Here is an 18,243-nt window from a genome sequence, read left to right as displayed (position 1 = left end):
GTCACAGCCCTCCCAGCGCCTTGCGTACTTCCGCGTGATCGGAGAACGGCAACGTAACGGAGCCGATCGTCTGCCCCTCCTCATGTCCCTTGCCGGCAACGATCAGCGTATCGCCAGCCTTCAGCATGCCGACGGCGGTGCGGATCGCCTCGGCGCGGTCGGCGATCTCGGTGGCCCCCTTGGCACCGGCCATGATCTCGGAGCGGATCACTTCGGGGATTTCCGAGCGCGGATTGTCGTCGGTGACGATCACGACATCGGCCAGCCGCGCGGCAACTTCGCCCATGATCGGGCGTTTGCCCTTGTCCCGGTCGCCGCCGCAGCCGAAGACGACGATCACCCGGCCGGTCGTGAACGGGCGGACGGATTCGAGCACGTTTTCGAGCGCGTCGGGCTTGTGGGCATAGTCCACATACGCAAGCGCGCCATCCTTCGTCTGACCAACCAGTTCCAGCCGGCCGGAGGCGCCCTGCAATTTCTCGAGCGCCGAGAAGGCTGCCTTGGCTTCGATCCCCGTGGACATGGCAAGACCGGCGGCGACCAGCGCATTCGCCACCTGGAAATCCCCGGCGAGCGGCACGTGGATTTCGAAGATGTCGTCTCCGACATGGACTTCCGCCGACTGCTTGTGGCGGAAATGCTCGACCCGCTTCAAGCTGATGAAATCGCCGTTGCGCCCGACGGTGCGCACGTCGTGCCCGGCCTTGCGCGCCGCGGCGATCGCTTCGGCGGACCATTGGTCGTCGGCAAAGATCACGGCCGGCGAGCCCTTGGGGAGCAACGCGCCGAAGAGACGCATCTTGGAAGCCATGTAGTGCTCGACGGTCGGATGGTAGTCCATGTGGTCGCGGCCGAGATTGGTGAAGGCGGCCGCGGCGAGCCGGACACCGTCGAGCCGATTCTGGTCGAGACCGTGGCTGGAGGCCTCCATCGCCGCATGGGTCACGCCCTCTTCAGCGAGGTCGGCAAGCAGCTTATGCAGCGTCACCGGGTCCGGTGTCGTCAGCGAGCCATAGTCATTGCGGCCCGGGGCAGTGACGCCGGTCGTACCGATCATCGCTGCCGAAAGCCCGGAATGAGCCCAGATCTGGCGCGTAAACGAGGCGACCGACGTCTTCCCCGCAGTTCCGGTCACCGCCACCATCGTCTCGGGCTGGCGCCCGTAGAGGCGAGCCGCGGCCTGTGCGAGGAAACGGCGCGGTTCGGAAAGCTCGAATACCGATGCGCCGGCCTCCAGGCCGGACCCCTTTGCGGCGATCACCGCCGCGGCGCCGCGCGACAAAGCGTCGGCGATATAGGCGCTGCCATTCGCCTTCGTACCGGCGACGGCGACGAAGAGATCACCCGGCTTGACCTGCCGACTGTCGGCGGTGATGCCTGAAATGTCGATCTCCGAGGCATTGCCCTTCAGTTGCGCCGAAAGTTCCGGGAAATTGGTTCCCGCCAGGTCCTTGATCTTCATGAACTGCACGTCTCACACCGATATCGATCCACCGAAATCGCGAATCGTCCGCATTCTCATTTCACGGTCAATAAGACACAAGCAAGGCAGAACCGTCTTCTCCGAATTTCGGTTCGACCCCGAGCAGCGGCGCCGAACGGCTGATGATGTCGCGGACCATCGGCGCGGCATTGGAGCCGGCGGTGCGTCCGCCGCCCTCGCCGGTCTTCGGCGCGTCGATGAAGGTCAGCACGATGTACTTTGGATCGTCGATCGGAAACGCCGCCAGGAAGGCGTTGAAGTTCAGGTCATTGGCATAGCGGCCGTTGACGACTTTATCGGCCGTCCCGGTCTTGCCGCCGACATTGAAGCCCGGAACGAGCGCCCGCTTGCCCGACCCTGCGATACCGTTCCGGCGAAGCAGGTAGCGCATGTCATCGCTCGTGCTCTTCTTGACGACCGCGGTGGCGAGTTCGCTCGCCTGCTCCTCGGTGCGCGGCAGGAAGGTGGGGGGGATGAGCTTGCCGCCATTGACGAGGGCGGCGCCGGCTACCGCCGTCTGCAACGGCGTCGTCGAGACGCCGTGACCGAAGGAAATGGTAATCGAACTGATCTTCTTCCACTCACGCGGCTGGCTTGGCGCTTTGACCTCCGGAAGCTCCGTCGGCAGCTTCGTGAGCAGACCCAGGCGCGTGAGGAATTCCTTGTGTCCCGGGATGCCGACAAGGTCGGCGATCTTCGCCGTGCCGATGTTGGAGGAATACTGGAAGATTTCCGGCACGGTCAGGACCCGCCGCTTGCCATGGAAGTCCTTGATGGTGAAGCCGCCGATGCGGATCGGCGCCGTCGCGTCGAAGCTGTCGTTGAGCGTCACCTTGCCGGAATCGAGGCCCATGGCGATGGTGAAGGTCTTGAAGGTGGAACCCATCTCGAACGTGCCGTTCGACATGCGGTTCATCCAGCCTTCCTCGGCCCCCTCCGCAGGCTTGTTGGGGTCATAGTCCGGAACTGAGGCCATCGCCAGCACTTCGCCGGTGTGGACGTCCATGACGACGGCACCGGCGGCGATCGCCTGAAAGTTCTTCATGCCGGAATCGATGACGTCGCGCACGATGTTCTGGACGCGCACGTCGATCGAGAGCTTCACCGGCTCGAGCTTCGCGTCGCTCGTCATGCCGATCGCCGCCAGATCGGCAAGTCCCTGGCTGTCGATATAGCGCTCCATGCCGGCAACGCCGCGGTTGTCGATGTTGACATGGCCTAAAATATGCGCGGCGGTCGGTCCGCCGGGATAGAAGCGGCGCTTCTCGGGACGGAAGCCGATCCCGGGAATGCCGAGCGCCAGGATTTCGCTCTGCTGCTTCGGCGTCAACTGCCGGCGCAACCACTGGAAACGCGAGTTCGACTTGAGCTTGTTGTAGATCTCGCGCGCGTTGAGATCGGGCAGAACCGTCGCCAGCCGCTCCACCGCCTCGTCCGCGTCGACGATCTTGTGCGGCTCGGCATAGAGCGAGACCGTACGGATGTCGGTCGCGAGAATCTCGCCGTTGCGATCGAGGATGTCGGGGCGCGAGGCCATCAGGTTGTCGGCGCGCCCGATCGACGACACCGTCTCCGGCTGCGCCACGCCGTATTGCACCAGCCGACCGCCGATCACCGCATAGGCGATGCCGAAGCTTGCGATTACGATCGCGACGCGGCTCTTCGCCTGGCTAGCGCTCTTCTTGCGCGTCCCCTGGAAGGTAACATTGGCGCCCGCCTCCGCGGGGCGGTTGTTGCCGCCGGCCGAAAAATGCGCCTTGCTCTTCAACACCATGATACGGGAGAGAAACGACATCAGCGCGCCACCGAACCTGTTGCGATGTTATCGGCATTGATGACGGCGGCGACGCCGTCTTCCTTCTTGCCTTTCCCCTTCTTGTCCTTGTCCTCCTCCGGAGGCGGCACATCCGCCTTCAGCATCGGCAGCTCCTCGGGTCTGGCCAGTTGCGTCGAGGGCGTCGGCGCGAGCTGCAGGTCGGCGGCGAATGCGCCGACGAGCCGCTCCAGCCGGTTGGGCTGAGTGAGCAGCGCCCAGTCGGCCTTGAGCAGGTCGATCGTGTCCTCCTCGAGCTTGATCGCGGCATCGAGCCTGCGGACCTCCTCGAGCTTGTTCTCTGCCTGGTGCTTGATCGTGTAGGTGACCGTGGCGGCCCCCGTCATGATGACAATCAGCACGATGTCGAGCGTTCTGAGCATCGCCTCTTAGCCTCCTAGTCTGGCAAGGCTCGCCAGCTCCGGCAGGTTGAAAATGGACAGATCGTTTCCCGGAGACCGAGCCTCGGTACGGATACCGGCCCTGAGTTTCGCCGACCGGGCACGCGGATTGCGGGACGATTCTTCCTCGCTTGCTGCAACCATAGGCTTGCCGACTGGCGTGAAGGTTGCGTCGCGTGCCGTCACCAGCGGAAGGTGGCGCGAACCGCCCGCCTTGCCCGAGCGGTCCTGGAAGAACGTCTTGACGATCCTGTCCTCGAGCGAGTGAAAGGTGACGACGACGAGCCGTCCGCCAGGCTTCAGGACCCGTTCGGCGGCAAAAAGTGCATTGGCGAGTTCGCCGAGCTCGTCGTTGACGAAGATGCGCAGCGCCTGGAAGACGCGCGTCGCCGGATGGATCTTGTCCTTCGCCTTGCGCGGCGTCACCGTCTCGATGAGGTTGGCGAGATCGCGGGTGGTTTCGAAAGGCGCCCCTGCACGCCGCTTCTCGATCGCACGCGCGATGCCACCCGCCTGTTTCTCCTCGCCCAGGAAGCCGAAGATGCGAATGAGATCGGAGACCTTGGCCCGATTGACGACATCGGCGGCCGAAACGCCGGCACCGGACATGCGCATATCGAGCGGCCCCTGCTTCTGGAAGGAGAAGCCGCGCTCCGCCTCATCGATCTGCATGGACGAAACACCGATGTCGAGCACGATGCCGTCGAGCCCGCCGTCCGGCGCATGATCCGCCAGCTCCGAAAAACGCGAATGGATGAGCTTGAGCCTTCCGCCAGCGGCGGCAGCCATCGGCCGGCCCGCAGCGATCGCCGTCGGATCCCGGTCGAGCGCTATCACGTCGGCACCCCTGTCCAGGATCGCGGAAGTATAGCCCCCGGCGCCGAAAGTGCCGTCGAGCACGACCTTGCCGGGGGCCGGATCGAGAGCCTCAAGCACCTCGGCGAGCATGACGGGAATGTGACGAACCGGTCCGCCGTCGGCTGCAGAAGCTCTGTCGCCTTGATCCGTCACCATTCCGCCTCTCCACACTATTGAGAACGCGGCCCCCGTTGCCTGCGCCCTTCCCGGGCCTCCGCCTGCGCCCTCGCAAACGCCTGCGGCTCCCAGAGCTGAAAATGATCGCCCCGCCCGACGAAGGTCACGTCGGTCGAGATGCCGGTGAAGTCGCGGATGAAATCCGTCACCATCAGCCGGCCCTCCGGGTCGAGCTTCACGAAGACGCCGCCCCCATGCACGAGGAGCGACATCTGATTGGCCGCATCCGAAAACGGATCCTCGGCCGCCATCTGCTTTTCGAACCGGTCCAGAAGCTCCGGCCCGCCGACGCTTATCGCCGGGAAGACGAAGTCCTGGAAACAGTATAGCTCCCGCACACCCGCCTCCAAAAGCGCGGCACGAAACGCCGAAGGCACGGAAACCCGCCCCTTGGCATCGATCCGGTTCGTAGCATGTGACAAGAAGCGGTTCATGACGCGAAACGGCCGCCCCCGACTGGCGGGCCATAGTCATCGGCCCGCGCAAACACCTGCCTGCGCGCGCAAAAGAACCCCACCGGACACGAGCATGTCCACCTGAGCCTTCCGAGGAAGATTCCCTGGAATTTCGCGATGATGGGCCACGACGCGGCCCTTGCGCAGTACCATTATGGGATAACATGGGACCATATGGGCGTCAATGGGAGAAGCTCGTAAACAGCCTCGCGGATGATCAATTATTGATAGGTTGTTAAGTTTAACGAAGGGTTACGATCGCACGCCCAAGGTCTTGGAATCCCGCAAAAAAGAACGCGGCCAGCCGCTTTGGGGACGCGGCTGGACGGCCGAAATCATGCGCCGAATTGGTTCAGAGAAGAATCGCCAGTTGGCCTGTAAGCCGGGTTCTGTATGGCTCCGCCTCCGAGGAAGCGGAACGTGGCAGCCATTCATCTGGGACTGCGCTTGCGCGCAGCCTCGTGCAACCCACCCGGATGACCGGCCTGGAAACCGGCTGGGCGCTCGCGCGCCCGTGTCATCCCTATTCGGTTTTGCTCCCGGTGGGGTTTACCGTGCCGTCCATGTCGCCATGTCCGCGGTGGGCTCTTACCCCACCCTTTCACCCTTACTCCGCGAGGCGGAGCGGTTTGCTTTCTGTGGCACTTTCCCTGGGGTCGCCCCCGCCGGACGTTATCCGGCACCGTGTTTCCGTGGAGCCCGGACTTTCCTCACCCCGCGGCCTTTCGGCACTTGCGGGGCGCGGCTGCCCGGCCAACTGGCAGAGGCTCAATAACCGACCGGGGCGGGAAGCGCTAGAGAAATCGACGCTTACACCTCGGCTGGAGCGGTACGCCTATCGGTAGGCGACGGCGAAATCGGTCCCATATTCCCCGGCATCGAGCTGGCCGTTCATCACCAGCGCCGCACCCAGGCGCCCGATCTCGTCGGAACTCTTTGCCGCCTGGCCATTGCCACCGGTGAGCACGGCAATGCGGTCGCTGGCAAATCCGATATAGGGATAACCGTGCCGCGTGAACGCCGTGACGCATGGCGAAAAATGCGTTGATACCGGCTCGAAGCTCGCCATTACGCGACCCAGCAAGCCACGCATGTGGCCTGCCGCCTCGGCGCTTGCCCTGCCGCGGAACCATTCGCGGACCGCCGCTTCGTCGTCAAGGTTCCGGTCTGTCGGGTCACCGCCGATCTTGATGTAATGTTTGCCGTCGGCGTAGGCAACCGGCGGCAGCAGATAATAGCTTTGGTCCTGATCGGGTGCAGCGCCGATCAGCGACGGCATGCCGTCAAACCCGGCGAGATCGTCAGCGCTGACCTCTGCGAAGAGCACGGTGCGGGCTTTCACCGTCAAATCGATCGGTCGCGGAAGGAGCGCTTCGGAGAGCGAGAAGCCGCCGGCCGCCACCAGGAGGCGCCCGGCGCGAAACACGTGTCCGTCAATGGTCGAGACGCCGACTGAACCGCTCGTCTCTTCGACGGAAACGACCTCGGCGCTGACCACTCTCGCACCCGATCTCTCTGCAGCGGTGGCCTGGGCGCGGACAAGCGCACGGGGATTGATGTAGCCGGCGCCGCGCTGCTCATGAATGCCGGCATAGTGGTGTGGAAAGGCGAACCATGGAAAGCGCTCGACGAGCTGCTCTGCGACGATCAACGGTGCTTCGACGCCGAGCCTGTCACGAGCGAGTGCAACTCTATCGAGATAGTCGAAGCTGCCGCCTGGCGCAGGCGCGACGATCAGGCAGCCCACTTCGTAGTAGAATTCGATTCCGCTCGCCTCTGCGATCTCCCGATATCGCGCGATCGATCGGCGGGCCAGGCTCGCCCAAACCGAATCGGTGTCGATCGTGCGGGTGATGCGGGCATTGTCGTAATGGCTGGCGAAAACGCCGCGGTGGCTCGCCCAGTCCTCCGGCTCGTCCGGCCCGACAAGAGCGACGCGGGCACCTGCCTGGCTCAAGTGGCGCGCCGCCGCAGCGCCCATCATGCCCTTGCCCACGATAACGAAGTCATAGCCTTCCGACATGGATATCCCCTCGCGCTTGGTTTCGGGAATAGCATGCCGCCCGGGCAATGACATCGAACCATTGCAAAATTCAAGTTGCTGCCGGAACGCGAGACCTAATCCGGCTCTGTCCTCGAACCCGCAGGAGTTCCAGGACGGGTCGCTTGACGGCCGCCCACCCGCCGCGGCTCGTTTCGATTTTAGTCGATAATGCTCTGCACCTTGCCGCAATAGCGCTTCGACACCGGGTTCATGCGCTTGGCACCATGGCCGGCATTGTATTTGAGGATGGTGCCGCAGGTCGTTCCGTCTGAGAGTTCCTGCGCCTTCGCCAGATACATCATGCCGAACTTGATGTTGGTTTCGGGATCGTAGAGGCCCTTGGCGGGACCGGAATAGCCCATCATGCGTGCCGTGGCCGGTTTGATCTGCATGAGACCGATTTCACCGGCCTTGCCCCGGGCCTTTGAGTTGAAATTGCTTTCGACCTGGACGATGGCATGCGCAAGATCGGCAGCAACGCCGTATTGCTTGGCGTAGGACTGGATGAGGATTGTGAATTGGGAACCGCGCGTGAGGTCAAATTGGGGAGCAGGATAGCCCGTCGTTCTGGTTACCGTCGGTAACGCCGAAGTCTTGATGGTCTTGTCGACACCCCCTGCATACGACGTACCCGTCCCGGCGATGGACATGCCAAGGCATGCCGCCACCGCAGCAGCAAACGATATTCTCATGTAGTTTGAAGTCTCCGGTCTGGGGAACTGGCTGGACGGCGCACCCCACCGTCACGGTCGATTTCCCGATCGTTTTCATTGACAGGAGCACGGGCACTAGACGCCGCATCTCCTGCGTTGATGCACCGGAAATGAAGGGCCTATCATGGTAAACATGTGGCAAACGCAAAAAAATCGCGCAGCAAAGCGTCGGCGGCACTAAAACAGAGCGCTTGAAAACTGCCGCCTAAGCACCGAAATTCGGCAGTGCCGAGAGCAGTCGGTGGAGCGTATCGATGGTGGAAACGTCGGCGATGCCGTCTACCCGCGATTGACGGAAATGCCGCTGGAAAGCGGCCACCACGCCTTCCGTCCTCTCGCAGAAATCGCCAGTGACTTCAATGTTGTAGCCATAGAGGAAAAGCATCGACTGGAGGGCTTCGACCGGCTGCCCGCGGTCGCCACGCTGAAAAAAGCGGCCGCCGCCGACAGGCGTCGGCTCGACCCAGTGGCCGACCCCGCGGCGAAATAGCACATTCCAGGGAAATTTTTCTCCCGGATCGACCTTGCGAATCGGCGCCACATCGCTGTGCGCGAGCACCCTTTCGGGGGCGATTTGCCAGCGCTCGCCACAGTCCCGACACAATTCGGCGACGGCCTCGATCTGTGCTTCAGGAAAGTCCGGCAGCCCGAAGGGGTGACCCGCATTGGCGATTTCAATGCCGATGGAGCAGGAGTTGATATCGGTCTCGCCTTTCCAGAAGCTCTTGCCGGCGTGCCAGGCACGTCTTTCTTCAGGCACGAGTTGGTCGATGCTGCCGTCCTCGTGAACGAAGTAGTGGCTGGAAACCTGGCTTTCCTCGCGGCAGAGCCAATCGAGCGCTGCAAGCGATGTTTCCATTCCGGTATAGTGAAGCAGGATCATGTCCGGCCGGCGCCCGCCGGCTCGCTCGCCGTGGTTGGGCGACGGTACGAAAACTGCGCCCGGAAAGTCGCAACTCCTCGAGGTCATGCGGCGCGGCGTTCTCTCTCGATCGCCTCGTAGGCTGCGTTCAAGGCGGCCATGCGGTCGTTGGCGATCGCATGGAATTCCTCCGGCACGCCGCGCGCAACCAGCATGTCAGGGTGGTTTTCGGAAACGAGCACCCGGTAGCGCCTTCGAATATCGGAGAAATCGTCCTTCGGCGACACGCCGAGAACCTGATAGGGATCGCGGTCGTCGCCCTGGACATGCCGTGCCATGATGCGCTCGAAATGTGCCTCGTCCATGTTGAAGATTTCCGCAACACGCATCAGGAAGGCGAGTTCCTTGTCGTGAACCGCACCGTCGGATTTCGCGATATGGAAGAGCCCGTCGATGATGTCTTCGAGTATAGGGCAGTTGCGCTCGCAGGACGAGCAGAGCGACGCCATCTTCTCCGCGTAGGCCTCGTAGCCCGCCACGTCCTGGCGTGCGAGGTTGTAAAGCCGGGCGACGTTCTTCGCCTGGTCCGGGGGGAACTTGAAGATATCGCGGAAAGCCGCGACTTCGGCTTCGTTGACGATGCCATCAGCCTTCGCCATCTTGGCCGACAAGGCGATCATGGCCACCGAGAAAGCCACCTTGCGGCGCGTTTCCGGATCCCCTTCGAAGAGTGTACGGACCGCCTCGACCACACCGGCGAGCGCATTGCCGGTGGTCGTCACGATCTTCAGCAGGCTGTCCCAGAACGACATAAGTGCGATTTTTCCCTGTCCCACAACCGAGCATGGCCCGATGTGGTGGCATATTGCAAGCGGCCGAGGGGGCCAAACGTCATGGATGACGGAATTGTGATGGCCCCTCAATAAATCAGGTGGCCGCAAATCTCAAGTGAATTACACTCATCCTGCGTTTTGCCGGGCTGATCCCTCCTTTTCAGACATCCACAGCCCTGTCATTTTATTTCCATCGGAATTGCGTTAGACCACCCGCGGTCTTTGACCTGCGCAAATTTGAGAATGCGGGCGATCTCCCGAACGATCGCCTGATGCCGAAATCCGAGGAGGAAACATGGCCAAGAAGAAAGTCGCAATGCTGACGGCGGGCGGGCTCGCGCCCTGCCTTTCATCCGCTGTCGGCGGACTCATCGAACGCTATACGGATATCGCCCCCGACTACGAACTCGTGGCCTACCGTTCCGGCTATCAGGGCCTGCTTCTCGCCGATCGCATCGAGATCACCAAAGACATGCGCGAGCGGGCCCATGTTCTTCACCGCCACGGCGGATCGCCGATCGGCAACAGCCGCGTGAAGCTCACCAACGCAGCCGACTGCGTCAAGCGCGGCCTTGTGAAGGAAGGCGAAAATCCGCTTCGCGTCGCCGCCGAAAGGCTCGCTGCCGATGGGATCAGCATCCTGCACACGATCGGCGGCGACGACACCAACACGACCGCCGCCGATCTGGCCGCCTATCTCGGCGCGAACGGCTATGACCTCACCGTTGTCGGCCTGCCGAAGACAGTCGACAACGACGTGGTGCCGATCCGCCAGACTCTTGGCGCCTGGACGGCGGCCGAATACGGCGCACGCTTTTTCGACAATGTCAGCAACGAGCAGAGCGCTGCGCCGCGCACGCTCGTCGTCCACGAGGTGATGGGCCGCCACTGCGGCTGGCTGACGGCAGCGACAGCGCGCGCTTACATTCAGTTGGCCGCAGGCAAAGACTATGTCGACGGCTTCATGATGGACGCGCAGTTGAAGAACATCGACGGCCTCTATGTGCCTGAGGTAAAGTTCGATCTCGAAGCCGAGGCCGAACGTCTGCGCGAGACCATGGACCGGAATGGCTATGTCTCGCTGTTCGTCAGCGAAGGTGCCTGCCTTGACGCGATCGTCGCCGAGCGCGAGGCCGCGGGAGAAACCATCAAGCGCGACGCCTTCGGCCATGTGAAGATCGATACGATCAATGTCGGCAACTGGTTCTCGAAGCAATTCGCCGCCCTGCTCGGCGCCGAGCGTTCGATGGTGCAGAAGTCCGGCTACTATGCCCGATCCGCGCCGGCGAACGGCGACGACCTGCGCCTGATCCAGAGCATGGTCGACCTTGCGGTCGAGAGCGCGCTGAACAAGGTCTCCGGTGTCACCGGCCATGACGAAGACCAGGGCGGCAAGCTGCGCACGATCGAGTTCCCCCGCATCAAGGGCGGCAAGCACTTCGACACCTCCGTCAAGTGGTTCGGCGAAGTGATGGACGTGATCGGCCAGAAGTGGCAGGCCGCGGACTGATCTGACCGGCGTTCCCAGGGGCCCAAAGCGTTGACGGCTTCGCGCTGGAATGGCTCCTCCCGACCTCTCGGCTGGAGCTGTTCAAGCGCGAAGCCTCTCTCGTCTCTTGCGACCACCGAAGTGAAATTCGGCCGCGCGCTTGCCGCAACCGGCGGCATAGGTTAATGGAGATTCAAGCGCAGCGGTTGGCAGCCGCTGATTTGCAAGGGGGCTACGGGGCCCAGAAGCACGAAAGTGACCGCATGGCAAAGATCCGTATCTCCCTTTCGAAACAGGTATTTACCGCCATCGCACTGACATCGGCACTTGCTTCGGGGTGCTCCACGGTCGAGCGTACCTCTCTCGAAGAGCTGACGGCCGTGCAAACGGTCACCCCCATCGCGAAACCCGGAACGGAGATGACGGCTTACGCTCTGCCGGCACCAATCGGCGTCGCATCAAGCACCTCTGCCGCACTCAACACGCAAACGGCGTCGGCCGCGACCGCCCCGGCCGATGCCGCAACAGCCGCACCGGCCACGCTCGCTACCGTACCCATCACCCAGGCCGGAATCACGCCGGCGACGGATGCGACGCTCGCCTTCGCGGCTCCTCAGACGGTTGCAGTGCCCGCCGCCAAGCCGGGCCAGGCCTTCGAAGTGGCCATGGCGACGCCCGCCTCGGCGGCCCCCTCGCCGGCCGCGACTTCAACCACCGTTGAAAGCGCCGAGCCGCCCGCCGCGTCGTCCCTCGCAATCGCCGCCTCGTGGGAATCGGATTTCGACACCGGCGAACCGGTCGGCCTTGAAACGCTGGTGGCCAAGCGAATGATCGTTCCGACCGAGCGGCCGAAAACCGGCGTCATCGGCTCGGCCGTCGGCGCGGTCGCCAGCGTCATTCCCGATTCGCTGAAGCTGACGAAAGCCCCGACCAGTTCCAAGCCGGAACTCGACCGGCTGATCAAGCACTATGCCGAGCTCAACGGCCTCCCCATCGAACTCGTGCATCGGGTCGTAAAGCGCGAAAGCAACTATAATCCTCACGCCTACAGCAGGGGCAATTACGGCCTGATGCAGATCAGGTACAACACCGCGCGGGGCCTTGGCTATGACGGACCGGCCGAGGGCCTCTTCGATGCGGAGACCAACCTCAAATACGCGACCAAGTATCTGCGCGGTGCGTGGATGGTCGCCGACAACCAGCACGACGGCGCCGTGAAGCTCTATGCCAGCGGCTATTATTATCACGCCAAGCGCAAGGGCATGCTCGACATGCTGGACATGCAGTAAAAGCGAGTCCTGCCGTCCGAAACGCACAAGCGTCACGGGACGGTGCGGCGCTCAGTCGAGCGCTGCAATCACTTCCGTGTGCAGCTTCAGGACATCGTAGCCGCTGCCTCCCGGCGTGAGCCCCAGCCGGACGACCGCGAGGCGGAGCGAGGGAGCGACCATGATCGACTGCCCGTCATGCCCGAGCATCCAGAACGTATCGTGGGGGAAGTTGCCCGTTCCCGGGCGAACGCCGTTCTCCGTGAGCCAGACCTGGGCAGACCCATAGTCCCCGCCTGAAGCGGCAGTCGGGGTTCGCATGTATTCCACGAACCCCTTCGGCAGGAGCGCCCTGCCTTTCCAATGGCCGTCATACAGTAGAAACTGCGCAAAGCGCCCCCAATCCTGTGCCGTGGCGTACATGTATGAGGAGCCGACGAAGGTGCCGCTCGCATCCGTCTCCATAACGGCACTGCTCATGCCGAGCGGACCGAAGAGCGCCTGGCGCGGATAGGCGAGCGCGGCAGCGGGGCCGTCGAAAGTCTGCATCCACAGGCGTGACAAAAGGTTCGTCGTGCCGGTCGAATAGTTGAACCGGGAGCCCGGTGCCGATTCGAGCGGCTTAGCTGCGGCGAAACTTGCCATGTCGCTTTCGAGGAAGAGCATCCGCGTGACGTCGGTGACGTCACCGTAGTCCTCGTTGAATGAAAGCCCGCTCTGCATCGCCAGGAGATCGGCAAGCTTGATCCGCGCACGTTCATCGCCGCTCCATTCTGGAACGAGATTGGCCTTTTCCGGATCCATCTGACCGTCGGCAATCCGCAGACCTACGAGTACCGCCGTGACGGATTTCGTCATCGACCAGCCGAGCAGAGGCGTACCGCGATCGAAACCGCGGCCATAGGCCTCCGCTATCAGGCGGCCGTTCTTGATGACGAGAACTGCCCGCATGCCTGGGCCGGCCAGTCCTGGATCATCCGCCAGTTTCTGGAAGGCCGGGTCGATCTCCGCCTTGCTTCCCTCGGGCCAGGCAATGTCCGGGCTCTGCGGAGCGGCCGCTGTGCCGCCAGCCGCGTTCTCGGGTGCCGGCGCGGCGAGCGCCTGCATGGTGCGGCCCGCGGTGACAGTGCAGCCAACTCCCGGGCGATAGACTGCCCGGACGGGCGCGGCAAAGCCGAAGATGCGCGCCGTCACCGCCTGCTGATCCGGATCGACGGACACGCTGACGAACTTGAGCAGCGGATGACCCGGCGCCTGTACGTCCTCGGCGAGTACCACCTCAGGGTCACGCCCCGCCAGGAAGACGTTGGAGCAGACGATCTTGGCGGCATAGCCATCGCCGACCTTGAGCAACTCCGGTGGAAAGAAGGCCAGCCAGCCGGCGACCGCCGCCGCGATCGCAACGGCCAAGCCACCGGATTTCCGCAACAAAGCCTTCATAGCCGCCTCCTGCCGACGACAGGAAAACAGGTTTCCAGAGAAAGGAAAAGCCTCTTCCGTGCTCGGGAAACCTGTGGGAACCCGTCATCAAAGTGTAGTCGAGTCACTCTAGAAGCGCCTCCAGTTTCAACTGGATGGCAGACTATGACAGAACTCGCCCCCGATGCCGGCTTCGGCGGAAAGAATGCCAAGCTGAAGAGCGCGCTCCTCCAGCACAAGGCCCTGTCCTTTGCCGGCTTATCGGAGCGCCTGTTCGGGCTCCTCTTCTCCGGACTCGTCTACCCCCAGATCTGGGAAGATCCGGTCGTCGACATGGAGGCAATGCAGATCGAGCCCGGCCACACCATCGTGACGATCGGCTCGGGCGGGTGCAACATGCTGGCCTATCTCTCCGCCAGCCCTGCGCGCATCGACGTCGTCGACCTCAATCCCCACCACATCGCCTTGAACCGGCTGAAGCTCGCCGTCTTCCGTCACCTGCCGAGCCATAAGGATGTCGTACGGTTCCTGGGCAGTGGCGACACGCGCTCGAACGTAAAGGCCTTCGATCTCTTCATCGCGACCAAGTTGGATGAAGCCACCCGCGCCTACTGGAGCGGCCGCGACCTGACGGGCCGCCGCCGCATCGGCGTGTTCGGCCGCAATATCTATCGCACTGGCCTACTCGGCCGCTTCATCGCCGCCAGCCATCTTCTGGCGCGGCTCCACGGTGTCAATCCCGCCGACTTCGTCCAGGCGCGCTCCATGCGCGAGCAGCGGCAGTTCTTCGACGACAAGCTCGCGCCGCTCTTCGACCGGCCCATCATCCGCTGGATCACCGGCCGCAAGAGTTCGCTTTTCGGGCTCGGCATCCCGCCGCAGCAATTCGACGAACTCGCCAGCCTGAGCGATGAGAAGTCGCTCGCCGCGGTGCTGCGCCACCGCCTCGAGAAGCTGACATGCCATTTTCCGCTGCGCGAGAACTACTTCGCCTGGCAGGCTTTCGGCCGCCGCTACCCACTCCCGCACGAGGGCGAATTGCCGCCTTATCTGCAGGCATCGACCTACGACGCGATCCGCAACCACACCGACCGCGTCGCAGTCCACCACGAAAGCTTCACGGACCTGCTCGGCCGCAAGCCGGCGTCTTCCGTTGACCGCTACGTGCTCCTCGATGCGCAGGACTGGATGACCGAGCGGCAGTTGAACGACCTCTGGAGCGAAATTACCCGCACCGCCGCGTCGGACGCCGTGGTGATCTTCCGCACCGCGGCAGAAGCAAGCATTCTGCCCGGGCGCCTATCTCCGGCCCTGCTCGACCAGTGGCATTACGACGCCGAGACCTCGTCGAGACTCGGCGCCAGGGACCGGTCGGCCATCTACGGTGGCTTCCACGTCTACCGGAAGAAAGCATGAGTGCCGCACAGTCCGCAGGCAACAGCCACGCCCGGCTCATGGACCGGATGTATCGCTACCAGCGTTACATCTACGACTTCACCCGAAAATACTATCTCTTCGGGCGCGACACGCTGATCCGCGAACTGGACGCACCGCCAGGCAGTTCTGTGCTCGAGGTCGGCTGCGGCACGGGTCGCAACCTGGCTATGATCGGTGAGCTTTACCCCGACGCCCGGCTTTTCGGTCTGGACATATCCGCCGAAATGCTCGCAACCGCAAGGGCGAAGCTCCGGCGCCGCGGCAGGGCTGATGCAAATCTGCGCATCGCCGACGCCACAAACTTCACTGCCGCTTCCTTCGGTGAGAAAGGCTTTGACCGCATCGTCATCTCCTATGCGCTGTCGATGATCCCCGACTGGCAGAAGGCGATCGACGCGGCGATCGACGCGCTTAACCCGGGCGGCTCGCTGCATATCGCGGATTTCGGCCAGCAGGAGGGATGGCCGGGAGGATTCCGTCGCCTCCTCCAGGCCTGGCTGAAGCACTTTCACGTGACGCCACGCGAATCGCTGTTCGATGTCGTGCATGCCAGGGCCGACCGCGACGGTGCAGCGCTCGAGCTCAAGTCGATCGTCCGGGGCTATGCATGGATCGCCGTGTATAGCCGCCCGGCCGCAGGGCGAGTGCCGTAATCCGCAGACGCAGCGCCGATGCAATTGCCGCTTGAGCTAACTCAATTTTTACGATGATATGGTGAAAAGGAGGTAACGCCTCCCTGGGGGAAATCACCACATGGAAACCACCGCGTGAGGCAGGATCGTCGTTCGTCTCCAAACGGAACCCTCATGCGCCGGCTTCTCCTGGCTTTGCTGCCCATCGCCACCATTCTCTCCGCCTGCACGTCGACCGACTACGACCTCGTGCGGACGGCTTCGATACCGCCGCGTTTCCAGGACACCGACCCGCAGGATTTCGGCGGCCGCACGCCGCACAACCACAGCATCCACGGCATCGACGTTTCCAAATGGAACGGCAACATCGACTGGATGAAGGTCAAGAACTCCGGCGTCTCCTTCGCCTTCATCAAGGCGACCGAAGGCAAGGACCGGATCGATTCGCGTTTCCCGGAATATTGGCCGCGGGCGCGCGCCGCCGGGATCGCCTACGCCCCCTATCATTTCTACTATTTCTGCTCGAGCGCCGACGCACAGGCCGACTGGTTCATCGCCAATGTGCCGAAGAGCGCCGTCCATCTGCCGCCTGTTCTCGACGTCGAGTGGAACGGCGAATCGAAGACCTGCCGTTACCGCCCGTCGCCGGAGACGGTGCGCTTCGAGATGAAGCGGTTCATGGACCGCCTGGAAGCGCATTATGGCAAGCGGCCGATCATCTACACGTCCGTCGATTTCCACCGCGACAATCTCGTCGGCGCTTTCAACGACTATCACTTCTGGGTGCGCTCCGTCGCCAAGCATCCCAAGGACATTTACGTCGACCGGCGCTGGGCCTTCTGGCAATACACCAGTACCGGGGTCATTCCGGGCATCGAAGGCCACACCGACATCAACGCCTTCGCGGGCTCCGCCAAGAATTGGAAGAAATGGGTGGCGGCCGTTTCGCAATAGGCGGGAAGGACGCGCGCATCGACGCGTGGCGGACCGATTTCTTCATTCGGTCATAATGCTCTGAGAAAGCACCGGCATATTGATCTGCGACATCTCGCAAGCCCGAGCTAGGCCGCTCGGGCCATGGAAAGGACTTATGATGATTGGCAAGGCCCGCAACGCCCTTCTCACTCTCGGCTTGCTCGCACTCTCCAGCCCCTCCGCACTGGCTCAGACGCAGAGCCCGTCGGTTGCCTGCGGCGGCGACCTCGCGGCTTTCCTGGAAGGTGTCAAGACCGAGGCGGTCGGCAAGGGCATCCCAGCCGATATCGTGGACCAGGCGCTCGCCGGTGCTGCAATTGACCAGAAGGTCCTGAGCCGCGACCGCGCCCAGGGAGTCTTCAAGCAGACCTTCACCGAATTCTCGAAGCGCACCGTCAGCAAGGCACGGCTCGATATCGGTGCCCAGAAGATGAAGGAATATGCCGACGTCTTCGGCCGCGCCGAAAGCGAGTTCGGTGTGCCGGCGCCGGTAATCACCGCTTTCTGGGCCATGGAAACGGATTTCGGCGCCGTTCAGGGCGATTTCAACACCCGCAACGCTCTGGTGACGCTGGCGCATGACTGCCGCCGGCCGGAAATGTTCCGGCCGCAGCTGCTAGCCGCCATCGAAATGGTGAAGCACGGCGACCTCGACCCGGCGACGACCGCCGGCGCCTGGGCCGGCGAGATCGGCCAGGTGCAGATGCTGCCGGAGGATATCATCGCCTATGGCGTCGACGGCGATGGCGACGGTCACGTCAACCTGAAGAAGAGCGCACCGGACGCAATCCTCACCGCGGCGAAGTTCATCCAGAGCCTCGGCTTCACCGCGGAGCAGCCCTGGATCCAGGAAGTCAGCGTGCCGGATCAACTGCCCTGGGAAAAAACCGGGCTTCAGCCCGGTATGACGGCTGGCGACTGGTTCGCTCTTGGTGTTACGCCGCGCGATGGCAACACCTCACACAATGCGCTTGAAGCCTCGCTCGTGCTGCCGCAGGGACGTAAGGGCGTTGCCTTCCTGACCTATCCAAATTTCAAGATTTATCTCGAATGGAACCAGTCGTTCATCTATACGACGTCGGCCGCTTATTTCGCGACCCGCCTCGCCGGTGCCCCGCCCTACCAGGCCGGCAATCCGGAGCCCGGCCTTGGCGACGCGGAAATGAGGGCCCTGCAGACCAAGCTGCAGGCGCTCGGCCACGACGTCGGAAAGATCGACGGCATCCTCGGCTCCGGCACGCGCACGGCGCTGCAGAAAGAGCAGTTGAAGCTCGGCTTGCCGGCAGACGGTTGGGCGACGCCGGATCTGCTACAGGCCCTCTGACGCGAATTCGGAAACGGCCGGGCAATTTTGCAAGAAGCGGGTGGCAAAGCCCGCTTCTTC

General features: G+C 63.1%; 16 protein-coding genes and 1 other RNA gene. 6 read left to right on the top strand and 11 right to left on the bottom strand.

What is annotated here, in order from left to right:
- Position 1: 1 nt before the first annotated feature.
- From AU381_RS17040 to AU381_RS16995, 10 genes are all read right to left on the bottom strand, one after another.
- Positions 2 to 1,462 carry a UDP-N-acetylmuramoyl-L-alanyl-D-glutamate--2,6-diaminopimelate ligase gene (locus tag AU381_RS17040; protein ID WP_064242923.1) on the bottom strand — a complete coding sequence of 487 codons (1,461 nt, stop codon included), beginning with the start codon at positions 1,460 to 1,462 and terminating at the stop codon, positions 2 to 4.
- A gap of 67 nt (positions 1,463 to 1,529) precedes the next feature.
- Positions 1,530 to 3,278, bottom strand: a complete 1,749-nt coding sequence (locus tag AU381_RS17035) for a peptidoglycan D,D-transpeptidase FtsI family protein (protein ID WP_064242922.1) — start codon at positions 3,276 to 3,278, stop codon at positions 1,530 to 1,532.
- Positions 3,278 to 3,679, bottom strand: a complete 402-nt coding sequence (gene ftsL / locus AU381_RS17030; protein ID WP_064242921.1) for a cell division protein FtsL — start codon at positions 3,677 to 3,679, stop codon at positions 3,278 to 3,280. The genes AU381_RS17035 and ftsL overlap by 1 nt, the downstream gene beginning before the upstream one ends.
- 6 nt (positions 3,680 to 3,685) lie before the next feature.
- Positions 3,686 to 4,711 (bottom strand): 16S rRNA (cytosine(1402)-N(4))-methyltransferase RsmH, encoded by a 1,026-nt coding sequence (gene rsmH / locus AU381_RS17025; protein WP_064242920.1) that lies wholly within the window; start codon positions 4,709 to 4,711, stop codon positions 3,686 to 3,688.
- A 14-nt stretch (positions 4,712 to 4,725) separates the two neighbouring features.
- On the bottom strand, positions 4,726 to 5,166 hold the full coding sequence (gene mraZ, locus AU381_RS17020) for a division/cell wall cluster transcriptional repressor MraZ (RefSeq protein ID WP_064242919.1): 441 nt from the start codon (positions 5,164 to 5,166) through the stop codon (positions 4,726 to 4,728).
- A 383-nt stretch (positions 5,167 to 5,549) separates the two neighbouring features.
- Positions 5,550 to 5,948: RNase P RNA component class A (gene rnpB, locus AU381_RS17015), an RNA gene on the bottom strand.
- Between the two features lie 74 nt (positions 5,949 to 6,022).
- Positions 6,023 to 7,210: an NAD(P)/FAD-dependent oxidoreductase gene (locus tag AU381_RS17010; RefSeq protein ID WP_064242918.1), complete on the bottom strand. Its 1,188-nt coding sequence runs from the start codon at positions 7,208 to 7,210 to the stop codon at positions 6,023 to 6,025.
- Positions 7,211 to 7,389: 179 nt separating this feature from the next.
- Complete coding sequence (locus AU381_RS17005; protein ID WP_064242917.1) at positions 7,390 to 7,923, bottom strand: lytic transglycosylase domain-containing protein; 534 nt, start codon at positions 7,921 to 7,923, stop codon at positions 7,390 to 7,392.
- A 226-nt stretch (positions 7,924 to 8,149) separates the two neighbouring features.
- Positions 8,150 to 8,914: a peptidoglycan recognition protein family protein gene (locus AU381_RS17000; RefSeq protein WP_064242916.1), complete on the bottom strand. Its 765-nt coding sequence runs from the start codon at positions 8,912 to 8,914 to the stop codon at positions 8,150 to 8,152.
- A complete protein-coding gene (locus AU381_RS16995) occupies positions 8,911 to 9,618 on the bottom strand; it encodes a J domain-containing protein (protein ID WP_064242915.1) in 708 nt (235 codons plus the stop codon). The genes AU381_RS17000 and AU381_RS16995 overlap by 4 nt, the downstream gene beginning before the upstream one ends.
- A 316-nt stretch (positions 9,619 to 9,934) precedes the next feature.
- Here AU381_RS16995 and AU381_RS16990 point away from each other — a divergent pair, with 316 nt between their 5' ends.
- Positions 9,935 to 11,149 carry a pyrophosphate--fructose-6-phosphate 1-phosphotransferase gene (locus AU381_RS16990; protein WP_064242914.1) on the top strand — a complete coding sequence of 405 codons (1,215 nt, stop codon included), beginning with the start codon at positions 9,935 to 9,937 and terminating at the stop codon, positions 11,147 to 11,149.
- A 242-nt stretch (positions 11,150 to 11,391) separates the two neighbouring features.
- Positions 11,392 to 12,417 carry a lytic transglycosylase domain-containing protein gene (locus tag AU381_RS16985; protein ID WP_064242913.1) on the top strand — a complete coding sequence of 342 codons (1,026 nt, stop codon included), beginning with the start codon at positions 11,392 to 11,394 and terminating at the stop codon, positions 12,415 to 12,417.
- 51 nt (positions 12,418 to 12,468) lie between these two features.
- Here AU381_RS16985 and AU381_RS16980 read toward each other — a convergent pair whose 3' ends face one another.
- Positions 12,469 to 13,836, bottom strand: coding sequence for a serine hydrolase domain-containing protein (locus AU381_RS16980; protein WP_064242912.1), 1,368 nt, complete (start codon positions 13,834 to 13,836; stop codon positions 12,469 to 12,471).
- Between the two features lie 144 nt (positions 13,837 to 13,980).
- Between AU381_RS16980 and AU381_RS16975 the strand changes: the two genes are divergently transcribed.
- The 4 genes from AU381_RS16975 (at position 13,981) to AU381_RS16960 (ending at position 18,183) form a co-directional block, all read left to right on the top strand.
- The gene (locus tag AU381_RS16975; RefSeq protein ID WP_064242911.1) at positions 13,981 to 15,231 is read left to right on the top strand and encodes a BtaA family protein; all 1,251 of its coding nucleotides are present in this window, start codon (positions 13,981 to 13,983) and stop codon (positions 15,229 to 15,231) included.
- The gene (locus AU381_RS16970) at positions 15,228 to 15,905 is read left to right on the top strand and encodes a class I SAM-dependent methyltransferase (protein WP_064242910.1); all 678 of its coding nucleotides are present in this window, start codon (positions 15,228 to 15,230) and stop codon (positions 15,903 to 15,905) included. Before AU381_RS16975 ends, AU381_RS16970 begins: the two co-directional genes overlap by 4 nt.
- A 153-nt stretch (positions 15,906 to 16,058) precedes the next feature.
- Positions 16,059 to 16,838 carry a glycoside hydrolase family 25 protein gene (locus AU381_RS16965; protein ID WP_064242909.1) on the top strand — a complete coding sequence of 260 codons (780 nt, stop codon included), beginning with the start codon at positions 16,059 to 16,061 and terminating at the stop codon, positions 16,836 to 16,838.
- Positions 16,839 to 16,977: 139 nt separating this feature from the next.
- Positions 16,978 to 18,183 carry a lytic murein transglycosylase gene (locus AU381_RS16960; RefSeq protein ID WP_064243132.1) on the top strand — a complete coding sequence of 402 codons (1,206 nt, stop codon included), beginning with the start codon at positions 16,978 to 16,980 and terminating at the stop codon, positions 18,181 to 18,183.
- Positions 18,184 to 18,243: the final 60 nt, after the last annotated feature.

Source organism: Sinorhizobium glycinis, assembly GCF_001651865.1.
GTDB classification, from domain to species: Bacteria; Pseudomonadota; Alphaproteobacteria; order Rhizobiales; family Rhizobiaceae; genus Sinorhizobium; species Sinorhizobium glycinis.
The sequence above is the reverse complement of the archived record's forward strand: the minus strand, read 5'-3'. Positions and strand labels throughout refer to the sequence as shown.